The following is a 21,325-nucleotide window of genomic DNA, read 5'->3' as shown; positions in this document are numbered from 1 at the left end:
GGACCGAACGACGAGCCGATGTCCACCAGGCCATCCTCAGCCTGGCCTGCTCGATCATCTGCCTACGGAAACTCATTCTGAACTGATCACTAAGAAGACCTTCCCGTCGAGGATGACGTGGGCCGGTCCGTCGTTCATGGCTTGTCGTAGTGCGTCGTGCAGGTCCGGCACCCGGTCGGCGGGCACGGTGACGACCTCGTCGTGTAGGGTGCCAGAACTTTGCACTGGGACGCTGAGCTGCGGCGATCACGCCCCTGGGTCTTCAGGGCATGATCGTGTGGTGTGGCGTTACGACTGCTGTATCTGATCTTCGTCCGACTCGGTGACTGGCTGGTGCGCCTCGGCCGGTCCTCCGCGGCCAAGGACGTCGAACTGCCCGTGCTACGACACGAGGTCGCCTTGCTGCGCCGGACCAACCCTCGCCCGCAGCTGGAGTGGGCCGATCGCGCGGTGCTCGCCGCACTGGTGCGCCGACTCCCCCGACTGCTGCGCGAGCACCGGCTGGTGACACCGGGCACCCTCCTACGCCGGCACCGACGCCTGGTCGCCAAGAAATGGACCTACCCCAACCGCACCGGACGCCCACCGGTCGACGACACCACCGTGGCATTGATCGAGAGGATGGCGCGGGAAAGCGCCGCTGGGGCTACCGTCGAATCCAGGGCGAGCTGCTCAAGCTCGGCCACCGGACAGCCGCTTCAACGGTTCGCCGCGTGCTCAAGCGCCTGCGGGTACCGCCCGCACCCCAGCGCGACGCCGACACCTCCTGCCGGCGGTTCCTGCAGGCCCAGGCCACCAGCATCCTGGCCTGCGACTTCTTCCACGTCGACTGCGCCCCGACGCTCAAGCGGGTCTACGTGCTCTTCGTGATGGAAGTCGCCACCCGCTACGTCCACATCCCCGGCACCACCACCAACCCTGACCGGCCCTGGACCACCCAACAAGCCCTCAACCTGCTCATGGACCTCGACGACCGGGCCGACAACTTCCGGTTCCCCATCCGCGACCGAGCCGGCCAGTTCACCACCTCGTTCGAGGCCGCGTCCTCTCCGACGCCGGCATCAAGGTCGTGAAGAGCCCACCACGGCGTCCACAAGCCAACGCCTACACCGAACGGTTCGTCGGGACCGTCAGGCGCGAAGTCACCGACCGACTACTCATCCTCAACGAACGTCACCTGAGATCAGTGCTGCAACGCTACGCGGCCCACTACAACCACCGAAGACCACACCAAGCCCTACAACTCGCACCACCACGACCGGACCGGCCGATCACAGAGCCAAGCTGCACGTCGATACGTCGCCGACCAGTCCTCGGGGGCCTGATCAACGACTACGAATCCGCAGCAGCTTAACCGCAGGTCAGAGCACGTGGCCGACTTTTGGCACCCCACACGCATCGGTAACGCCGTCATCCCGCGACGAGGAAGACCCGAACGATGTCATCAGAAACCAGCGGATGCTGTCATGTCGCCCCGATCATGAGCTGACCTGCGGAACAGCGTCAGCACCCTTTGCAACAGGTCAGTTCAGCACAGCTCGACGCAAGTAGAACCCGTTGCAGCACAATGAACTCCCCTCCACTCGCTCCTTCAGGTCCACTCCCGACACGAATCAAGTGACCCGTGCTCCCGCAGGCAGCACCGCGCCTGCGTCGTCGCCGTACCCAAGGAGCGCTTCACGAGCCGCCGCAGACCACTGACACCCTCGCTCATGTCGAGGCTGCCTGGAAGCCTAGCCTGCTTTGCTTCCGGCTACTGGCCACCGGGAACCGGTGCGGGGCGGACGGGCCGCCCGCCCAGCGTGGTGGTCGCGGGATGAGCCCTCGAGCGTGATGGGGCGCAGATTCCAATACACGTCAGGATTGAACTGGTCCTGCGATATGAGGTTGTTGTGCTGCGGTCGACCGACCCGCGTCTGCGCTGTGTCTGCTGAAAGCTCCGTCCATACAGGCCGAAGCCGCGTGGAGCTCGAGAAGCTGAAGATAAAGGCATGGATCAACGAATGCTGTCCCAATCGATTTCCGGATCCTCGACGACATCCACCACGGGCGGCCGGTCAAGGCGCTGGCCGTTCATCTGACCGGCAACCCAGGTGACACATTCGGGTCGATCTCCCGAAAGTGCACCACAGAATTCCTCCACAGCCGCTTTGACCTGGGACACAGGCAGAGCGCTGGACCGGTCGTGGAAGAGCGGGTATCCAGGATCCGATACAACACGCGGGTCGAAATCGACCGGTTCCGGGTTGTCCGACACCCAGACGGAACCGTAAACCCCTCCCTTCCTGGGGAACTGCTGATCGACGAACCAGATCAGAGCGCCATATCCGGAACGCCGGTTGACCGCCACGCGCAGGTTGCTCGCCGTCGCCTCGGCGTCGACACCTCGCCGTTCAGCAAGGCAGAACCATGCATCCTCACCAGGGAAGTAGGAACCAACTGTCTCTTCCTCCCCTCGCAGGCTGTCCATGACCTCGACGACGAGGAGTGACGTTTCTCTTGGGTTCTCGCTGTAGCGCCACTTTCCTTTGAAGAACACTCTCAGGAACAAGGTATCCCACTTCCCCTGATCATCCGACCATTGCCCGGCCAGAAGTATGACGCTCTGCATACTACCTGCCGCATCCCTGAACCAGACCGTTAAGCTCGAGCCTTGAGGAAGAATGGCCGGAACCGCTGACGAGCACGAGAACTTCCCTGCACACGGTCCACTCGAATGGTTGACCACGACATCCAGCGACGTTATGCCGGCCTGCCGCATACGCCAAGCGAGCTTAGTCTCTACGTGGGTGGTCGACGCATGTGGCCCACTCGCGGGATTCGCGATATCCGGTGAGTCCATGAGGAAGTCGTTGATGTCGTCGGAGAAGGAAGATTGACCACTCCTGAACGGGGCTCCGACCTTGGACACACCCGAGTCCGTGATGTCCACGACCTGTCCGACCGTGGGGTCGCCCTTCGCGCGGGTCGGAAGCCCGTCGGCGACACTGCCGACGCAGTTGTGAACCAGAAGGGGCGCGGCCCCCGCCAGCACGTAGTACGTGTGGACGCCATCAACCGTCAGGTCATAGGTGCGCTGTGCTCCGCTGTAGGCACGGACCGCGCTGATCTGGACATGCGTTCCTGCCGCCGTGCGGAGAAGCTCACCCGGCTTCAGGTGCTCAGCTTCGACCCAGCGCTTCCGGGTGACCGACCAGAATGGATGGTTGTCGGTGGTCTTGACGGTGTGCTGCCCGCTGTCGTCACGGACGGTGACAGCGACGTGTGACTTGTCGTGGTCGGTTCGGATGGATCGGGTCACCTGACGCCGTTCTACCTTGCCGACGCCGGGGTCGGTGGCCTGCACGGCGTCGCCCGGCTTCACCTGCTCAATCGGCTTGGTCGTACCGTCGCTCAGCAGGATGCGGGTTCCCGCAGGGAAGCTGTGGCAGTCCTTGGGCTTCTTCGTGGCCGCCTTCGCCTTGGCTGCCACGGCCTTGGCGCGTTCGGCTGCCTTCGCCGCCGCCTTCTTGGCAGCATCTTCGGCTACCGCGCGGGCTTTGGCGGCTTTCTCCGCGGCGGCTTTGGCTGCTGCTGCGGCGGCTGCCTTGGCTGCTTCGGCGGCCTTCTCCGCGCCTTGGATGATGGCGCGCGCCCACTTGATCTCCTGGAAGAAGGTGACGACGGCTTTGCCGGCGCGGAAGATGGCTTCGGCGATCTTCTTGGCCTTGAAGATCTTCCCCCAGGGCAGGGCGCCGATGACCATGGAGACGCAGGCGCCGATGTCGCCCTTGAGGCAGTTGATGATGTCGTTGATCCCCAGGAACTCCATGAGGATCTGGCCGCCGGCCTCCAGGATGACGTCGAGCAGGCTCTTGCTTTGGATCTGCTGCGCCTTGGCGATGTCCTCAGGGCTGGGGCCGGTCGGTTGGGTGGCGCCGGTCTCGGAGGGCGAGCCGCTGCCGCCGCCAGCGTCGACCACGGCGCCGGTGGGGTCGGTGTAGGAGAGCGGGTTGTTCTCGGCGTAGGCGTAGGCGGAGATGGCCGGGCCGGGTTGGGGCATGGGGTCGGTGCTGGTGAAGCGGCCGGTGTCAGGGTTGTAGTTGCGGGCACGCAGGTAGTAGTTGCCCTCGCCCGAGGTCGAGTCCTGGTAGGCGCCGGTGTACTTCAGCGGGTTCGCCGGGCCGGACGGGTCACCCGGTTTGAGGGTGTCGCCTTCGCGGGGGTTGCCGAACGGGTCGTAGTCGTAGCCCGCTTCGGGCACACCGTCGGGGCTGAGCATGTTGGCTACGCCGCCGAGCCAGTCGTGCGTGTAGGAGTGGGCGCCGGTGCCGGGGTCGAGCAGGGCCAACGGCTCGTCGTCCGGCCCGTAGGTGAAGCCCCGGCGTTCGGTGGTGGCGCCGGCGGCGTTGCTGGTGGTGTCCAGGGCGATCTGCGGCAGCGTGCCGTTGACGTCCCACGTCCAGCGCTGGGTGGTAGCGGCTTGGCCGGTGCCGGAGGTGGCGGTCAGGCGCAGGCCGGTTGCGTCGTAGGCGAACGCAGTGGTGCGCCCGCCGGTGGTGGCGCTGGCCAGGGTGTTGTCGAGGTTGTAGGCGAAGGTGTCCCGGCCGGCCTTGGTCTGGTTGCCGTTGAGGTCGTAGTCGAAGTCGGTGACCGTGCTGGGCCAACCGTTCGTCTCGCCGTCGGGCGCGTTGGCGGCGTCGGCTCGGTGCTGGGTGACGATGCGCTTGCGCAGCTGGTCTGCCGCGTCGTAGTCGTAGCGGGTGGTGTCGCTGCCCGCGGTGCCGGTGCGCTTCTGAGCGAGGCGGTTGCCGACCAGGTCGTAGCTGTAGTCGATACGTCCGGCGGCCTGCGCGTGCTGGTCGCAGTTGGCGACGGCGTAGCAGGCGGAGGTCACGCGGTCGGCCGGGTCGTAGGCGTAGGCCACGGCCTCCGACACTCCGCCGCGGGTGGTGGTGACCTTGATCGGGTTGCCGACCGGGTCGAGGTCGAGCTGGTAGGCGGAGACCGGGTCCTGCACGTCGGCCGGAGGGCCGGTGCCGGGGTTGCGGTCGGTGCCGATAGCGGTCAGGCGGCCGGCGTCGTCGTAGGTTCGCCGCTCCACCAGACCGGTGCCCTGGGGCAGGGTGGTGCTGGTGCGACGGCCCGCCACGTCGTAGCCGAACCGCCACGTGGCCACGTCGGCACCCGCGCTGCCGCCAACCACGGTCAACTCGGACAGGCGGCTGTCGGCGTCGTAGCCGCTGGTGACGCGGGTACCGTCGGGGTAGGCGCGGGCGGTGATGTTGCCGCGCAGGTCGTAGTCGTAGTCGAACGTCTCGCTGCGGCCCGCCGCCTCCTCGCGGGTCACGCGGGTGATCTGGTCCTCGTCGTCGTAGGACACCTTGCGCACGCCGAGCGGGTCGCCGTAGGAGGTGATGCGGTCCTTGGCGTCGTAACCCCACGTGTACTTCGGTCCGCTGTCACCCAGGGCACGATCGGTGCGGCGGCCGATGATGTCGTAGGTGTCGACGATGGTGCGCTTGGCGCGTTCGGCGTCGCTGAGCCACTCGTGCTCGTGCCGGGTGAGGGCGGAGACGAGGTTGTTCTCCACGTCGTAGGTGGCCTCGACGCGGCGGCCGAGCGGGTCGGTGGTGCTGGTGGGACGTCCGGCCCGGTCGTAGTCGATGCGGCGGACGTGGTGGTTGGGGTCGCGGATCGCCGCGAGCAGGCCATCGGCGTGGTAGCTGTAGACGGTGGCGTCGTTGTGCGGCGCGTGCGGGTGGTACCGGGCGTCGGGAGCGTGGACGCTCTCGATCTGGTTGTCCTCCCGGTACCGGTAGTGGGTGGTGTGGTCGTTGGCGTCGGTGACCGAGGTGAGCCTGTTGTTCGTGTCGTAGGCCGAGACCGTGGTGTGGTCGAGCGGGTCGATCACCTTGGTGCGGTTGCCCGCCAGGTCGTACTCGAAGTGCGTGGTGAACCGCTCGCGGTCCGCGCCCTCGACGTTGCCGCGGGGTTCGGTGACGCTGGCGAGGAGGCCGTCGTCGCTGTAGGTCCACGTGGTGACGCCGCCGGTGGCGTTCTCCTGGCGGATCTTGTTGCCGGCCTCGTCGTAGGTCGACTTCGTGGTGTTGCGCCCCGCGTCGGTGTTCGACGTCTGGCGGCCGTTGCGGTCGTAACCCATGGTCAGGCTGCGACCCAGGGTGTCCTTGGTTTCGGTGACCTGGCCGGTATTGTCCCGCTGGAAGGTGGACGGCTTGTTGAATTCGTCCACTGTGGACGTGGTGCGGTCCAGTTCGTCGACCTTGATGTCCTTGTGGACGACCTGCCCGCCGGGGTACGGACGTGAGATCCGTACGAGGTTGTCGTTGGCGTCGTAGCGGTAGGTGGTGGTGAAGTCCGCCTCGACCGCGCCCGCCACGTTGCCACGAGGTGAGATCGTCTGGTGCAGCAGGCCTTTGGCGTTGTAGCGGTAGGCGGTGACGATGTCCTGCTCGTCGCGCCCCATCTCGATCCGCACCCCGGCGCGGCGCCCGGCGTTGGTGTAGGTGATCGAGGTGGTCTTGCGCGGGTCGGTGACCTTCTCGAGCCGACCGTTGTCGAGGTAGTGGTACTCGACCTTCACGTGCTCGGGGTTGACGGTGCTGGTGACCCGTCCGACCTCGTCGTAGTCGGTGCGCCACGGGTGGTGCTTGCCCGGCTCGGACACCTCGACCACGCGGTCCTGCGCGTCGAAGCGGTACTCGGTGGTGAACGCACGCCGATCGGCGCCTTGCACCGTCCCGCGCGGGTCGGTCGAGGCGATCCGGCGGCCGGTGACGTCGTACCTGGCCTCCGTGCGCCGCCCTTCCGGTGAGATCACCGCCGCGAGCAACCCGGAGTTGGGCTGTCCGGCCGGGATGTGCTCGTAGCGGGTGACCTTGCCGCGCTGGTCGGTCGTGGTGGTGCGCAGGCCGCGATCGTCGTAGGTGTGGTTGATCGAGTGGTTCTCGGCGTCGGTGCTGCGGATCAGCTCGTTGAACTCGTTGTAGGTGTTCTTCCAGACGTTGCCCTTGGCGTCGACGAACTCGATCGGGTTGTTGCGCTCGTCGTACTTGGTCTTCTCGTCGAAGCCCTGCGGCGCGGTGCGCTGGGTCGGGTTGCCGTTGGCGTCGTGCTGCGACTCGTGCTGGTTGTGGTTGCCGTTGACCAGCAGGTTGCGGTTGAGCGAGCCGTCGTAGCGGTGGTTGTCGGTGTCACCCGCGCCACGCCTGGTGTAGAGCAGGACGTTGCCGCGGTAACCGTCGCGGACCACCACTCCGTCCGCGTCGGTCGTGGTCGCCTCTTGCTCGCCCGCGTTCCAGGCGAACGTGGTGGCGTTGCCGAGGGCGTCGAGCTGGCGCGCCATCCGCCCGGCGGCGTCGTACTCGTTGCGGACGAACGTGGTCCGGTGCGGCTGCGGGTCCATCACCTCGACCAGTCGGCCCTCGGCGGAGTAGCCGTAGCGCCACTGGCCGGCGCGGGCGTCCTTGTAGACCGCCAACCGGCCGGCTGCGTCGTACTCGTACTGGACCTTGCGGTGGTCGGGCAGCGTGATCGAGCGGATCAGGCCGCCCTCGACGCGCGCACGCACCGCCCGGCCCGACGGGTCGGTGATCGTGATCTCCTGCTCGCCGTATGCGAGCGTCACGCCCACGCCGCGCGGCGTGCGGATCAACACCAGGCGGCCCTGCGCGTCGAAGCCGTACACCAGCTGGCTCACCGTGACCAGTTCCCAGCCGGCGTCGGTCTTGCGCAACGTCGAACGCACACCCGGCGGACGTTTGTAACCGCCGTCGACCAGCCGGTACAGCACGCTCGCACCGTCGTCGGCCAGCACGATCGCGCCCTCGTCGGTCTGCGTCACGCGCATGCCGTACGACCACGCCCACCCCGGACCGAAAAGACCCGGAGCGGCCAACGTCGAGGAGTACACGCGGGTGGAGGAGAACGGGATGCCGAACGACGCCATCGCCACATCGGGCTCGATGCGGGTGAACGCACCAGTGGCGGTGTTCACACCGTCGCCGCGGAACGCCTGCCGCGCGGAGGTCGTGCTCAACGCCGACCCGCAACCACAGCCGGACGTCTGCTCGACCGGGATTGGCGGAGGTTCGACCGTCGTGCGGGGACGCGTGTTCGGCCCCGGCGAGGACACCAGCTCGCCGCCCTCGTCCAGGATGGCCGCCAGCGTGACGAAGTACTCCTTGCCCGGGTCGAGCGCCCAACCCTCACGACCGCCGAACGTGCGGCAGAACTGCCGCACCGCCCCACACGGGGTCTGCAACTCCGACCGCGGCAACACCGTGGAGGCCTGCTCGGTGCCCGTCGTCGTCTCGAAGACCCGGGCACGCCACGCGGACCACGCCCGGTCGTCTTCGTGCACGTCGAAGTAGGCGACCAGCGAGGTGTCACCGAGCGCGAACCCAGGGCGTGTGAGGACGCCGGCGAACACCTCTTCGGCGTTCTCCGCCGCGGCCTGGCCCGGCTTGGGCACACGCTCCCAGTCCTGAGCGGACAGGCGCACCGGCTCACCACCGGCCTTGACACCTGTCGGCACGACCGGCGGCCACTTCTCCGGCGGAACCGCCTCGTCCGGACGTGCGGACTCCGGCGCAGGCCTGTCCACCGGCCCCGCCCCCGCCGTCACCCCCGGCACCTCACCCGCCACCGCACGCGCCCACGTCACCGGCTGCAGCAGGCTCGCCGCCACCAGCAATACGCACACCGATGCCAACCAGCGAATCCGGCTCATCCGACTCGCCCCTGGTTCCGTCACCGCTCCCCCATATCCCAAATTCGAATCGACACGCGAATCATGCGCAGCACAAAACCGGACATGAGGGAGCTGGCCGAAACCGACACGGCACGCGGAATCAGCCGATACATGTCAGAACGCGACCACAGGAACGAAGACCTGGAGCCACCCGGACGAGCCGTTATCGCCCACACGAACCCAGTGACTACAACGTCAGAAATTCCCCACCGAACAGCATGAACATCCCCCCGGATGCCAAAGTGATCAACCCACCGCCGAGACGACGGTGCCGTGCCATTGAAGCGGAAAACCGGCAACCAAAGACACGACCGACCGAGTGAATCCGCGACATTCAGTCACCTTGACCAGGAATCGCCAGCGCAATCGATAAAGGCCCCACGACCTGCCACAACAGCTCGCGAGCCCTTGAGAACGGTTGTAGTCCGCAGAATTCGGGCACGACTCCAGCAGTCCCACCACGCGCCCCGACAGCAGACTGATCATCACCGGAAACGACCCCGGCTTGCACCGAACCAGCGGCAAGCAAGTGCAAGCGGTGCGACGAACGACAGTGACGGGCCCTGATCATGAAGCCCATGTGGTGTCGTGTCGACAAGTGCTGTGAGTCAGACCTGCGGTGACGTCGCCGGTGGTCGCGGTGTGGTCGCACGCGGCGCACGCTCGTGTTTCGCCTCCAAAACCGGATGTGGAACACGAGAGAAGGTCATGATGAGCAACTCTCAACGCGGACGCGTGTACCGACGGTGCGGCTGCCGGGACGGCGCGGGCAGGCAACTCGGTGCGCGGTGCCCCGAATTGGCGGGCGGTAGGCACGGGCGGTGGGCGTTCGCGGTCGACCTGCCGTCATTGGACGGGTGCCGGCGGACGATGCGGCGCAGTGGCTTCGCCACCAGGACAGCGGCTCAGGCGGCGTTGGGCAAGGTGCTGGAGTACGAGCGGACCGGCATCGTCACCGACGACAAGCAGACCGTCGCCGACTACCTGACCAGCTGGCTGCACGACAAGGCATCGGCGCTCAAGCCAACGACCACGGCTCGCTACCACGACTACATCTGCAAGGACCTCGTTCCCGCGCTCGGCGCTGTACGGCTGGACGCACTCAACCACCAGCACATCGCGCTGTTCATCCACCACCAACTGGCCTGCGGCCGCGGCCCGGTCACCCTGCGGCGCTGCGTCGCCACCCTGTCCAGCGCCCTGACCGACGCCGTCCGACAACGACGACTGGCACACAACCCAGCCCGCTACGCCCTCGTACCGCGGCCACCGAAGTACGAACCCACCTGCTGGTCACCAAACGAGGCAGCACGGTTCCTGCGCTACTGCCACGACCACAACGACCCACTCACCGACCTGTTCGAGCTCATCATCGGCACCGGACTGCGCAAAGGCGAGGCACTTGCCCTCCACTGGAGCGACATCAGCCTCGACGACCACGTGGCGTTCATCCGCTACACCCTGTCCAACATCAACAACAGCACACCAGTCCTCACCGCCCCGAAGACCAAGAGCAGCCGCACCTGGATCGGCCTGTCCGACCGCGTCGCCACCGCCCTGCGCCACCAACGGCTCCGCCAACCCGGCGACGACCTGGTTTTCCACCGACCCGACGGCAAGTCACTACGACCCGAATACGTACTCCACCACTTCCACCAACTTGCCGACGCGGCCGGACTGCCCAGGATCCGCGTGCACGACCTACGGCACTTCGCCGCCACCACCATGCTCAACTCGAACGTGCCGCTCGCCGTGATCTCCCGCGCGATGCGCCACTCGACCCTGTCCACCACCACCGAGGTCTACGGCCACCTGCTACGCCACGTCGCCCACGACGCCGTCGACGTCATCGCCCACGCCCTCAACGAAGCCGACGCCGCCTGACCCGCAGGACGCGACCACAGTGCGACCACAACAGCCGAAAACGACACCAGCGGGCTTGTCTCGAAAGGCAAACCCGCTGGTCATGGCCGTCGGGACGACAGGATTTGAACCTGCGACCCCTTGACCCCCAGTCGGATCATGTCCTGACCTGCGGAAACGTCGAATCGGCAGGTCGCGACAGTGCAGTTGGATGCACTTGAGCGCAGCTCGATCCTGTTGTCCCACCTTGACTTCTCCCAATTTCCTCCCATGACGGGCATGTGTCCACCCGCAGCGGGCGTCGAACGCCTGTGCGCGCATCAAGCGATCTCGGTTATCCAGGGCGCGTGGAACATCTCGGGTTTGAGGATGGTGCGCTCGCTGTTCGTCGCCGTTCGAGCATCTTCTGGAGCACTTCGACAGCGCACTCGGCGAGCCGGTGCGTGTCCTGGACCGCCTTGGCCCGCAAGGGGCTCGTAGCCGAGGTGATCAGGTTCAGGACCTCGGGGATTCCGTCGATGCCGACCACCACGGTGTCGCTCGTGCTGGGCGAGGCGTTGGCGCGGATCGCGTCGACGGCGCCCAGTGCCATGTCGTCGCTGGTGCAGAACACGGCGTCAAGCGGCTTCCCGGACGACCGGATGTGGGCCTGTACCGCGTCATGAGCCCGTGCGCGGCGGAAGTCGCACGTGTCGTCGACGGCTATCGAGATGCCGTCGAACTCCGACCGCAACACGTCCGCACAGCGGTTCTGCCGGTCCGGGTGCTCGTGACTGGCCACGATGAGGACGCGCGGACTCCGCACACCACACCGACGCAGGTGCCCCGACCAGCCAACGCCCAGCCTCCTCACCCAGGTCCTCGGCGCGGTATCCCACGAAAGCGGTGTTGTCCGGGTAATCGCTCTCGTCCTCGAACGGTTCCATGTCGGTGAACACCACCGGCAGCGCCACTTCCGCGCAGAACTCCAGGAAGTCGGGACGCGACCGGCTCAACTCGGTCGGCCAGACGACCCCACCGACGTAACCGCTCCGGGCGGTCAACACCCTGCGCAGGTCATGGGCCAGGGCCGCGGCGTCATGATCCCGGTCGGGCACCTTCAGCACCAAGTCCAGGCCCTTGCGGTCCAGTGAGCGGTGCAGGCGCCGCAGGAAGTCCAACACCCAGTACTTCTGCGTGAACATCGACATCACGAGGAAGACCCGACCAGTGGGAGTTCCGCGCCTCACAGGCCACAACGAGAAGAGGGCCACCAGCACCACCGCGCCGGGAGCAGCCCACACGAACACCCCACCATGCAGGACGAGCACGACTCCCGCCCCGCAGACCAGCAACATCAGCAAGACACGTACAGGCAGGGCAAGCACACCGCGATGGTGGACGCGATGATCGACAGTGACCACCACGTCGCGGCCCACCTGCACAACCACACCAGCGGAGGACGCATATCCGCGCTGACCGACTTCAGCACCGGTCCCTCGCGAGCTCTCGCGCATGAAGCACTCCCCCACACCACCCGTGACCGCAAGACATAGCCGACCACTCCAACCCCGATTACGCACTATTGCGGCCTCATCAAAATTCGCCCGTCCTCGTCGAGCGGACTACATAAGCCTGCCACATCACCTGACCTGCACGGATCACATCTCCGATAGGCACACCTTCGCACCCGTGCACTCCGCAATCGAAGCGGCCAACATGTAGCCAGTTGCCGGAAACACATACCCCGTTTGGCTTGTACCGCTCTCCCGGCAGGGGGTGGATGCTGGAACCGTGACCGACATCGTTGATGACGATCTCGCTGGCTTCTGGACGCCGCCCGTCGCGCACGACCTCCCGGAATTGCGCGAGGAACTGGCCGGACAGATGCGTAACCCGTTCGAGCTGCAGATCACCACCGAAGCGTTGAAGATGGGTCGAGGAGCTATCGTGCCGCCCGGTCCACCTGAACGCGCTGCGGCCATCCTGCTGAACGAGGAATACCGCCGTCTCCAGGCCGCTCGACTGTTCCTGGTCACCGAGGAGATGACCGAGCTGGCACGCGTGGCCGGAGCAGGTCTACCCGACTTCCGGCTGAAGCCCGAAGACGTGCCCTGCCCGGCCGGGTTCGTGCAGTTCTCCTCCTCGATCGGCGACTACCACAGCCCCCTCCCCGGCGGACAGCGCCAACGCACCCACATCGTGGCATGCTCGTGGGGGCCAACCGAGATGAGAACCGGCCGCGACGGCATCTGGGTAACCTTCTGGAGCCCCATCAACCACTCGCGCCTCGCCGGAAGCCTGATGCGGCAGCAAGGCCTCCACCGTGCCGAAGCCGAGCGGCGGATGTGGGCGTCGCGAGGCGCGATGGCGTGGGACAACGAGGCATGGATGCCCTACGACGGAACCGACGGAATCACCGTGGTCACCCACAACCACATCCAAGACACCCTCACCACAGCCCATGAACAGCGACCGGAGGGCGACTCGTCCACCGCCTCCTGGATACAGACCCTGCGCGCGGCATGGCTGTTGATGACCCAGCCCGGCATAACCGACGTCCAGGAGAAACCCCTGTCGCGCCGTCAACAACGCCGCGCCGACCGAGAGGGACACCGCACCGATCCGATCAAGATCGTCAGGCTCCGCGCCCACCCCACCCATCCGCACACCCCCGGTACCGATGCTGGAGGCCGTAACGCCGGGGCCTACACCGTGCGGTGGATGGTCCGCGGCCACTGGCGCCAACAAGCCCACGGCCCCGGCCGGAGCCAACGCCGACCCATCTGGATCAATCCTCACGTCAAAGGCCCTGAAGGCGCACCGCTGAACACCGGCGACACCGTGTACCTGGTCGATCGGCCCGGCATCCCACAGGACGACTAGATAAGCGGATTTCGGGAAAGAAACGGGATCGGATCGACGCGCGTTCGAGTCCACTTTCCCAAATCCGCCGTCCAGGTGAGCACTTGACGGCGAATCAAGTGCTCGGCGGCGAGGCCCGGGGCCGGCGCGGTGTGCGTTCGATCCCCCGGTGCGGCTCCTACAGCATTCACACCGACCCGACGGCCCGGTGACCTGGTGTTTCTTATTCGGTGTCCCTCGATACAGCGGGCCGCGCCGCGTTCTTCAACCCGTGATCTTGAGACCTCGTCCCAGGACATGGCTGGCGCGCAGGTTCGTGTCTTGCCGGGGGCACACAGAACATGGGCAACATCAACGGCTGAGCGGCTGGTACTCGAAGATACCTACCGGGTGTGATTACCAGCCGTTCTCGCTGTTCAGGGCGCATTCAAGGGTCCGTCTCACCCGGATACGCCTTCGTTGACGTGCTGTCGTTACCTCCGGGCTCTGCCGTCGGCTGACCGTTCCATGCGTCGGCCCTGGTCGCCTCACTTCGTGACCAGGGCCGACGCGCATACGACAGGCGACGGGGTGGATCGTCGTCGGATACCACCTCGGTCTCGGCGCGATGACCAGTAAAGTGCCCGCTCTATGGGCGCGCTCGAGGTTGACGAGGTACGGCCGGGTGATCCGGTGGTCGATGAGCTCATCAAGTTAGGCAAGCGGTACAGCCGAACCCTGGGGATGATGCCGGCGGGCGCGTTCCGGGAGGCCGCGTACCGAGGCAGCCTGATGGCCGCGAAGATCGACGGTCGGCCCGTGGGCTACGCCCTGTTCCGGCTGCCCCGCAACAACCAGGTCATGCTGTCGCACCTGTGCGTGGCCTCCGAGGCACGCGGTTCGGGTGTGGCCAGCGCGTTGGTGGCCGAGATCCGGTCCAGGCATTCATCACGGCTGGGTATACGGGCCAAGTGCCGTGACGACTACGGGCTCAACCCCATGTGGGAGGCGTTGGGCTTCCACGCACGCGGTCCCGCCGTCGGCCGCGGCAAGGACCGCAGCCCGATGACGGTGTGGTGGCTGGACCACGGCCATGAGGACCTGTTCAGCTTCCTCACCGAACCCGAGCTGCTGGCAGACGAGCCGGATCTGCTGGAAGCGGCTCTCGACCTGAACATCCTCATGGACCTGCACACACGGGCGGACATCCCCGGCGCGCAGCGGTCCCAGGTCCTGGTCGCCGACCACCTGGAGGGTCGTCTTCGCCTGGTCGTGACCAATGGCGTCGACCGGGAACTGGCACACCGCCCCCAGGACCAGCGGGCTCCTGTCGAGCAGGCCGCGAACCACTACACGCGGCGGACCGGGGCCGCAGGCGAAGCCGAGGAGGTGTTCGCGCAACTGGTCCGGGCATCGACCGGTGCCGGACGGGCGCTGTCGCCCCAGGACGAGGGAGACCTGTGGCAGATCGCGGAGGCGGTCGCCTCCGGTATCGGTGTCCTGTTGACCTGGGACGACGGGCTTCGCAAGCGGTTCGAGAGCCTCCAGCGGACGGTGCCCGCCTTGGCTTCCTTCCACGTCCTGGACCCGGATCACCTTGTCACCCACTTGGACGAGGTCGCACGGGCGTGGGCCTACCAGCCCGCACGGCTTCAAGGCAGTGCCTACGACCAGGTGCGAGCCGGCGCGGACGACGAGCCCCGCCTGTTGGAGTTCCTGGGCAGGACGTCGGGTGAGACCCGCGGCGAACTACGCGACCTACTGCGCAGACTCGCACGGGAGGAAGTGCCGCGCTGGCTGATCCGCACGGGCGACGAGCCCGCGATCGCCTGCTACGCCGCGCACCTCGACGATCAGGTCTTGCGGGTACCGCTGCTGCGGACGGCCGGGCACCAGTTGTCCGACACGATCGCCCGCCAGCTCCTCTGGTTGTTACGCCGCGACGCGCGGGAGCACGGCGCACGTGTCATCGACATCTCCGACCGGCACGTGGGCGGCGTCCTCACCCGCGCGATGGCATCCGACCCGTTCCACCACCACGGTGACCACCGGTACGCGTGGGTCGTTCCGGTATGCGGGAGCAGCCACGACATCGGCCACGCCGCCAACGAGGCACGTCACCTCGTCAACGTCGGGCGGGGACCACTGCTGCGCCCCGGTCTTCCCTCTCACACGGCCGCCGAGATCGAGCGGTCACTCTGGCCGGCCAAACTCACCGACAGCGCGCTACCGCACTACGTCATCCCCATCCAGGCCAGATGGAGCGGCGACCTGCTCGGCTACCCGATCCAGCTCACGACCCGCCCCATCGAACTGTCCCTGGGCCGTGAGCAGGTCTACTACCGAGCTGACGATGCCAGGTTGACCGCGCCTGCCAGGGTCCTGTGGCGAGTCAGTCAAGGGCGCCACACCTCGGCGGAGATCATCGGCACGTCCTTCCTGGACGCCATCGACGTCGACACGCCGGCACGGCTGCACGCGGCTCTCAAGCACTACGGCGTGCTCGACCTGCCGCTTCTGGAGAAGCTCGCCAACGGCAGACCGACCATGCAAGCCGTACGGTTCTCCGATACCGAGCTATTCGACAGGCCGATCTCCACCAGCACGTACAACCAGCTCAGAGAGCAGCACGGCGGGCCGAAGGCGTTCTACGGACCTCAACCCGTCAAGCCGGAACTGTTCGCCGCCCTGTACCAGACCGGCACTGCGTAACCCCGGTCACACCAAAACGCGTCGCGTCGAACGTGTGTTCGCCCGCGCTCGCAGATAAGGTCCGAGCCATGATCGCGACACCAGCACCCGAAGGCGAGCACCTGCCCGCCCCACGCCCACTGCTGCTGTCGCTTCGCCCCAGATTCGCCCAGGCGATCCTCGACGGCACGAAGACCGTCGAACTGCGACGGACCCGCGTATCCGCACCACCCGGCACGCTTCTCGTCCTCTACGCCAGCTCCCCCGTCATGGCCGTGGTGGGCGTAGCGACCCTGGCAGACCGGGATACCGCCAGCCCGGCGGCCATCTGGCGCCGGTACCGCGGCACGCTGGGCCTGTCCCGAGCGGAATTCACCGACTACTTGACCGGTGCCGAACAGGCCACCGCCCTCGCCATCGCCGCTCCTCGGGCACTGCCGGAACCCTTGACGCTCAGCTGGTTGCGGACGCATGCCGCGTTCCAGCCGCCCCAGAGCTACCGGTACATCGCCCCCACTGACCCCTCCCCTCTCACGGAACTCGCCCTGGCTGGCTCAAACTGATACGAGCAAGTGCCCAGCATGATCTGAAGCCCACAAGGTCGGGATGTAGGACGACACGACCGCGTCGAGCGCGCCTGTTGGTTGAGCGCGCAGATGAATTGCAGGGTAAGCAAGCCAAGAGTCGATGGGCGTCCACCACACCGGCTGCAGACCGGTGGAGAGCGCCAATACGGTCGGCAAGGCGACCCCTCGCCGTAGCAGGGCGCTGACCTGTTTCCAGCAGGCGGTGTTCGCCCTGCGCTGGTTCCGCGAGAGCCGCGATGTGCCCGCGCTCGCACATGATCACGGCATCTCCCGTGCCACCGGCTACCGCTACCTGCCGAGGTGATCGACATGGTGGCGGGGCAGGCACCAGACCTGCACGACGCCCTGCGCCGGGCGAAAGAGGACGGCGCCTCCCATGTCGTGCTGGACGGCGAGTTGTTCACCACCGACCGCCTCGGCGAGAAGACCACCAGCATCAAGGGTGAACGGATCGACGCCTGGTACTCCGGCAAGGCCCGCACACCCGGTGGCAACATCCAGGCCGTGACGGCACCCGACGGGTTCCCGCTGTGGGTCTCCGATGTCGAGCCCGGCTCGAGGCACAACCTGACCTGCGGAAATGCTTGATGATTTGAGTGTCCCCGGCAGGAGCACCAAAGGATGGGAACGGGGCTGACCAGCGGTTTCATACCGGCAGCCTGGTGGTGGAGTCATTGTTTGAGCTATCCGCACCCGAGTAACGGCCGGGGGGCGGGCGGCGTGGGCGCGTCCCCACCTCGTGGCGTTCCATCTCGAAGTTCGGCGCGAGGCGGGCTCGGCGAGCTGCCGGTTTGGCGCCAGCCCGTGCGGACTCCCGGTGTCGCCGCACAGGCTGAATTACTCGGCACGGACTTCACCCTCGACGGCGATCGACCTAGGCAGTGCAGAGTTTGACCAGGTGTCGGCCGCTTACAAGTGGCTGGGAGGTCGGCCATCGGGCAGGTCGTGGAGTGCCGCAGGACCCTGGGGTGGCTCGGGGGTGGTCGGGTGGTCGCGTTGCAGGGTGTCTAAAAGTTCGGCAGTTCGGGTCGCCTCGGGGATGTCGAGTTCCCGGTGGATGGTAAGGGCTTGGTGGAGCAAGGTGATGGCGCGTGCCGGGTCAGTGTGCTGGAGGCATCGTCCTTGTCCTGCCAGGGCGTTGGCTTCGTGGAGTCGGGAGCCGGTGTCGCGGGCGAGGGTGAGGGCGGTGGTGAAGTGGGTGTGGGGGTCGCCGGTGTCGGGGTGAGCGAGCGCGAGCTCGCCCAGGGCGTTGTGGGTCTCGGCTTCCCCATCAGGGTCGCCGACCTCACTGAACAGGGCGAGGGCCTTCGTGAGGTTCGTGGTCGCGGGCTCGTGAGCGCCTTGCAGGCGGTGGGTGATTCCGAGATTCAGATGGCCGTTGGCCTGGCCGTGTCGGTTGTCCAGGTCTGTGAACAGGTCCAGCGCACGGGTCAACGTCGCCTCCGCCACCCCATACTCACCCCGCACGCGTTGAACGGTGCCGAGACTGTGGAGGGCGGTGGCCTGGCCGCGCCGATCACCCAGGTCCGTGAACAGATCCAACGCACGGGTCAACGTCGCCTCCGCCACCCCATACTCACCCCGCACGCGTTGAACGGTGCCGAGACTGTGGAGGGCGGTGGCCTGGCCGCGCCGATCACCCAGGTCCGTGAACAGATCCAACGCACGGGACGACGTCGCCTCCGCCACCCCATACTCACCCCGCATGAACTGCACGTGGCCGAGACTGTGGAGGGCGGTGGCCTGGCCGCGCCGATCACCCAGGTCCGTGTACAGGTCCAGCGCACGGGACGACGTCGCCTCCGCCACCCCATACTCACCCCGCATGGACTGCACGATGCCGAGACTGTCGAGGGCGGTGGCCTGGCCGCGCCGATCACCCAGGTCCGTGAACAGATCCAACGCACGGGACGACGTCGCCTCCGCCACCCCATACTCACCCCGCGCATGCTGCACGTGGCCGAGACTGTGGAGGGCGGTGGCCTGGCCGCGCCGATCACCCAAGTCCGTGAACAGATCCAACGCACGGGACGACGTCGCCTCCGCCACCCCATACTCACCCCGCACGCGTTGAACGGTGCCGAGACTGTTAAGGGCGTTGGCCTGGCCGCGCCGGTCGCCGGTCTGGATGGCGGCGTGGAGTGCGGTTTGGTGGAGGGTGTGGGCTTGTTCCCAGTGGCCGTGGGTGTAGAGGAAGGCGTCGAGGGTGGTGGTGAGGTTGATGGCGTGAGTGGGGTGGGTGTGGTGTGCGGCGTGGTGGATGGCGGCGGCGAGGGTGGGCAGTTCGGTGGTGAGCCAGGCTCGTGCCTGCTCGGCGTCGGTGATCGGGTGGGGGTGTCTGGGTGTGGTCGGGGTGATCGGGGTGACGGGCGTGCGGTAGACGGGGAGGTGTTGGGCGGCGGTGTGGGTGGTGTGCAGGTAGTGGTCCAGGACGCGGGTGGTGGCGTCGTGGCGGTGTTGGGGGTCGAGGTCGGCAGCGTGGGTGTGGGCGTAGACGCGCAGCAGGTCGTGAAGTCGGTAGCGGCCGGGGCTGGTTTCCTGGATCAGGTGCGCGGTGTGCAGGGCTTCCAGGTGGTGGCGGGCCTGGTCGGGTGTGGTGTCGTGCAGTGCGGCGGCGGCGTGGATGTCGATGTCGGGTCCGTTGTGGACGCCCAAGAGGCGGAACAGCTCCCGCTGGTCGTCGGGCAGGTCGCGGTAGGAGGTGTCGAACGCGGCGCGTACGGACCGGTCGCCGGAGTGCAGGTCGGCCAACCGGTCGTGGGTGCGGGCGAGCCGATCGGCGGTGTGGCGTGCGGTGTGGGTGCGGTGGCTGCGTAGCTGTCCCGCGATCAGCGCGATGGCCAGGGGCAGGTGTCCGCACAGCTCGACCAGTCGGCGCAGCTCGACGGGATCCTCGTCGTCGGCGCGGCGGCCGGCCAGGGCGAGCAGCATCCGGACGGCGTCGTCGGAGGGCAGGGTATCCAGGGTGAGCGGCCGGACGCCGTCGAGGGCGGCGAGCCGGGTGCGGCTGGTGATCAGGACCAGGCTGTCCGGTGTGCCGGGCAGCAGGGGGCGAACCTGGTCGTGGGTGGCGGCGTCGTCGAGGATCAGCAGGATTTTCTTGCCCGCGACGCGGGTGCGCCACAGGCCGGCCCGGTCGTCGAGGTCGCGTGGGATGAGTTTCGGGTCGATGCCGGTGGCCGTCAACAACGAGTCGAGCGCGTCGAGCGGGGTGCGGGGTGCACGGAGGGGGTCGTGGCCGTGCAGGTCGAGGAACAGGTTGCCGTCGGGGAAGCGGTGGGCGACCCGGTGTGCGGCGTGGACGCTGAACGCGGTCTTGCCCACTCCGGGCATCCCGTCCACGGCGTGGATTGCGATCGCCCGCGTGGGGCCGTCCGCGGCGGCCTCGACCGCGTCGAGCAGGGCCCGCAGCTCGTCGTCGCGGCCGGTGAAGTCGGGGATGTCCCGGCGCAGGCTGAACATCGCCGACGGCGGCCCGGTCGGGGTCGGGTCCGGCTCGGCGGGTGTCGGGCCGGTCGGGTCGGCGATCAGGCGGCGCAGCCGGGCCGCGGCCCGGTCGGAGAGGCCGGTGTCGTGGATCTCGCGCATCCGCCGTTCCATGCCGGTGGCCCACGCGTGGATCTCGGTGTGACGGCCCGTGCGGGCGAAGGCTTCGGCGCCCAGCATCACCAGCCGCTCGTCCGGTGTCGTCCGCTGGTCCAGCCACGGCAGAATCCGCAGCATCTCGTCGTGGCGCTCGGTCTCCAGGTAGGTGGTGAGCAGGGTTTCCAGGGCGCGGCGGTATTCGATGTCGAGGTGCTGGCGGCGGATGTCGGCCCAGTGACTCTCCAGACCGGACAGTGCCGGTCCGCGCCACAGGTCCAGCGCGCGCCGCAGTCGGTCGTGGTCGGTGTGGTCGCGGGCGGCCCGGGTTTCGGCGGCGAATCGGTGGTAGTCGATCACGTCCGGGTCCACGTCGAGCACGTAGCCGCGGGCGGCGCGGTCCGCGCGCAGGCAGTTCTTCGGCGCGCCCGCCGCGATCAGGGCGGTCCGGACATGGCTGACGTAGGTGGGGAGCGTGTCCTGCTTGCGGTCGCGCGCCTCGTTGTCGTCCCAGATGCGTTCGGCCAGGGTCGTCTTCGTGACCGGTCGGCCCAGGTCGAGCGCGAGGACGGCCAGCACGCACCGTTCACCGTGCCTGGACAGGTGGAACACGCGCTCGTGGTTGCCGATCTCGACGTTGCCCAGTAGTCGGATCTCCACCTCTGGCCCCCTGTAGGCGCTGTCGGGACGCAGTGTGCCGGCATGTCCGCGTCCGAGAAGTCCACGGCGTCCTCGTCCACACGGCCGAACCACCGGTACACCCGACCGGTGGTCGTCGTGCTGACGGCGGGTGGGTTCGGCACGGGAGACATTGCGCCGGTCGTGTCACGTCCCACCCGATCGGTGAACCGGACAACGGTTTCACCCGATCGGCGGACACGGTGTCGGACCGTTGTCCGGGTTTTCGTCCCGGTTCCTGTCCGGTCCCACCGGAGATGCTTGCCCCGTCCTCCCGACCCGTGGGGGGACGGAACGGAGGCGAACCGCGATGAGCGCCAACGGCCACCACCCGCCAGCCCCTGACGAC

Annotated in this window: 12 protein-coding genes; 8 read left to right on the top strand and 4 right to left on the bottom strand. The window is 67.3% G+C overall.

Annotation, left to right across the window (positions count from 1 at the left end):
- Nucleotides 1-713 precede the first annotated feature (713 nt).
- Nucleotides 714-1,073, top strand: coding sequence for a hypothetical protein (locus ACWEFJ_RS38115; RefSeq protein WP_449716776.1), 360 nt, complete (start codon nt 714-716; stop codon nt 1,071-1,073).
- Nucleotides 1,070-1,354: an integrase core domain-containing protein gene (locus tag ACWEFJ_RS38110; RefSeq protein ID WP_449716775.1), complete on the top strand. Its 285-nt coding sequence runs from the start codon at nt 1,070-1,072 to the stop codon at nt 1,352-1,354. Before ACWEFJ_RS38115 ends, ACWEFJ_RS38110 begins: the two co-directional genes overlap by 4 nt.
- A gap of 642 nt (nt 1,355-1,996) precedes the next feature.
- On the opposite strand, the gene ACWEFJ_RS38105 is transcribed toward ACWEFJ_RS38110, so the two are convergent.
- A complete protein-coding gene (locus ACWEFJ_RS38105) occupies nt 1,997-8,731 on the bottom strand; it encodes an Imm1 family immunity protein (protein WP_449716774.1) in 6,735 nt (2,244 codons plus the stop codon).
- A 945-nt stretch (nt 8,732-9,676) separates the two neighbouring features.
- On the opposite strand from ACWEFJ_RS38105, the gene ACWEFJ_RS38100 reads away from it, so the two are divergent.
- A complete protein-coding gene (locus ACWEFJ_RS38100) occupies nt 9,677-10,636 on the top strand; it encodes a site-specific integrase (RefSeq protein ID WP_449716773.1) in 960 nt (319 codons plus the stop codon).
- A 313-nt stretch (nt 10,637-10,949) separates the two neighbouring features.
- Here ACWEFJ_RS38100 and ACWEFJ_RS38095 read toward each other — a convergent pair whose 3' ends face one another.
- Together ACWEFJ_RS38095 and ACWEFJ_RS38090 are read right to left on the bottom strand one after the other, a co-directional pair.
- Complete coding sequence (locus ACWEFJ_RS38095; RefSeq protein WP_449716772.1) at nt 10,950-11,351, bottom strand: substrate-binding domain-containing protein; 402 nt, start codon at nt 11,349-11,351, stop codon at nt 10,950-10,952.
- Nucleotides 11,275-12,111 (bottom strand): hypothetical protein, encoded by an 837-nt coding sequence (locus ACWEFJ_RS38090; RefSeq protein WP_449716771.1) that lies wholly within the window; start codon nt 12,109-12,111, stop codon nt 11,275-11,277. The genes ACWEFJ_RS38095 and ACWEFJ_RS38090 overlap by 77 nt, the downstream gene beginning before the upstream one ends.
- Nucleotides 12,112-12,388: 277 nt before the next feature.
- Between ACWEFJ_RS38090 and ACWEFJ_RS38085 the strand changes: the two genes are divergently transcribed.
- From ACWEFJ_RS38085 to ACWEFJ_RS38065, 5 genes are all read left to right on the top strand, one after another.
- Nucleotides 12,389-13,480 (top strand): hypothetical protein, encoded by a 1,092-nt coding sequence (locus tag ACWEFJ_RS38085; protein ID WP_449716770.1) that lies wholly within the window; start codon nt 12,389-12,391, stop codon nt 13,478-13,480.
- Between the two features lie 609 nt (nt 13,481-14,089).
- Nucleotides 14,090-16,150 (top strand): GNAT family N-acetyltransferase, encoded by a 2,061-nt coding sequence (locus tag ACWEFJ_RS38080; RefSeq protein ID WP_449716769.1) that lies wholly within the window; start codon nt 14,090-14,092, stop codon nt 16,148-16,150.
- A gap of 68 nt (nt 16,151-16,218) precedes the next feature.
- A complete protein-coding gene (locus ACWEFJ_RS38075) occupies nt 16,219-16,692 on the top strand; it encodes an ASCH domain-containing protein (protein ID WP_449716768.1) in 474 nt (157 codons plus the stop codon).
- Between the two features lie 124 nt (nt 16,693-16,816).
- Nucleotides 16,817-17,020, top strand: a complete 204-nt coding sequence (locus ACWEFJ_RS38070; protein WP_449716767.1) for a hypothetical protein — start codon at nt 16,817-16,819, stop codon at nt 17,018-17,020.
- A complete protein-coding gene (locus ACWEFJ_RS38065; protein ID WP_449716766.1) occupies nt 17,017-17,304 on the top strand; it encodes a hypothetical protein in 288 nt (95 codons plus the stop codon). Before ACWEFJ_RS38070 ends, ACWEFJ_RS38065 begins: the two co-directional genes overlap by 4 nt.
- Nucleotides 17,305-17,625: 321 nt before the next feature.
- On the opposite strand, the gene ACWEFJ_RS38060 is transcribed toward ACWEFJ_RS38065, so the two are convergent.
- Nucleotides 17,626-20,958 carry an AfsR/SARP family transcriptional regulator gene (locus ACWEFJ_RS38060; protein ID WP_449716765.1) on the bottom strand — a complete coding sequence of 1,111 codons (3,333 nt, stop codon included), beginning with the start codon at nt 20,956-20,958 and terminating at the stop codon, nt 17,626-17,628.
- Between the last annotated feature and the right edge of the window lie 367 nt (nt 20,959-21,325).

The sequence above is a fragment of the Actinosynnema sp. NPDC004786 genome, from assembly GCF_053601135.1.
This window is presented reverse-complemented; position numbering and strand designations above follow the sequence as displayed.

Excerpts from the sequence above, each read along its gene's own strand:
- ACWEFJ_RS38075 (WP_449716768.1), top strand. The coding sequence starts at position 16,219 with ATGATCGCGACACCAGCACCCGAAGGCGAGCACCTGCCCGCCCCACGC.
- ACWEFJ_RS38090 (WP_449716771.1), bottom strand. The coding sequence starts at position 12,111 with ATGCGCGAGAGCTCGCGAGGGACCGGTGCTGAAGTCGGTCAGCGCGGA.
- ACWEFJ_RS38105 (WP_449716774.1), bottom strand. The coding sequence starts at position 8,731 with ATGAGCCGGATTCGCTGGTTGGCATCGGTGTGCGTATTGCTGGTGGCG.
- ACWEFJ_RS38070 (WP_449716767.1), top strand. The coding sequence starts at position 16,817 with ATGGGCGTCCACCACACCGGCTGCAGACCGGTGGAGAGCGCCAATACG.
- ACWEFJ_RS38080 (WP_449716769.1), top strand. The coding sequence starts at position 14,090 with ATGGGCGCGCTCGAGGTTGACGAGGTACGGCCGGGTGATCCGGTGGTC.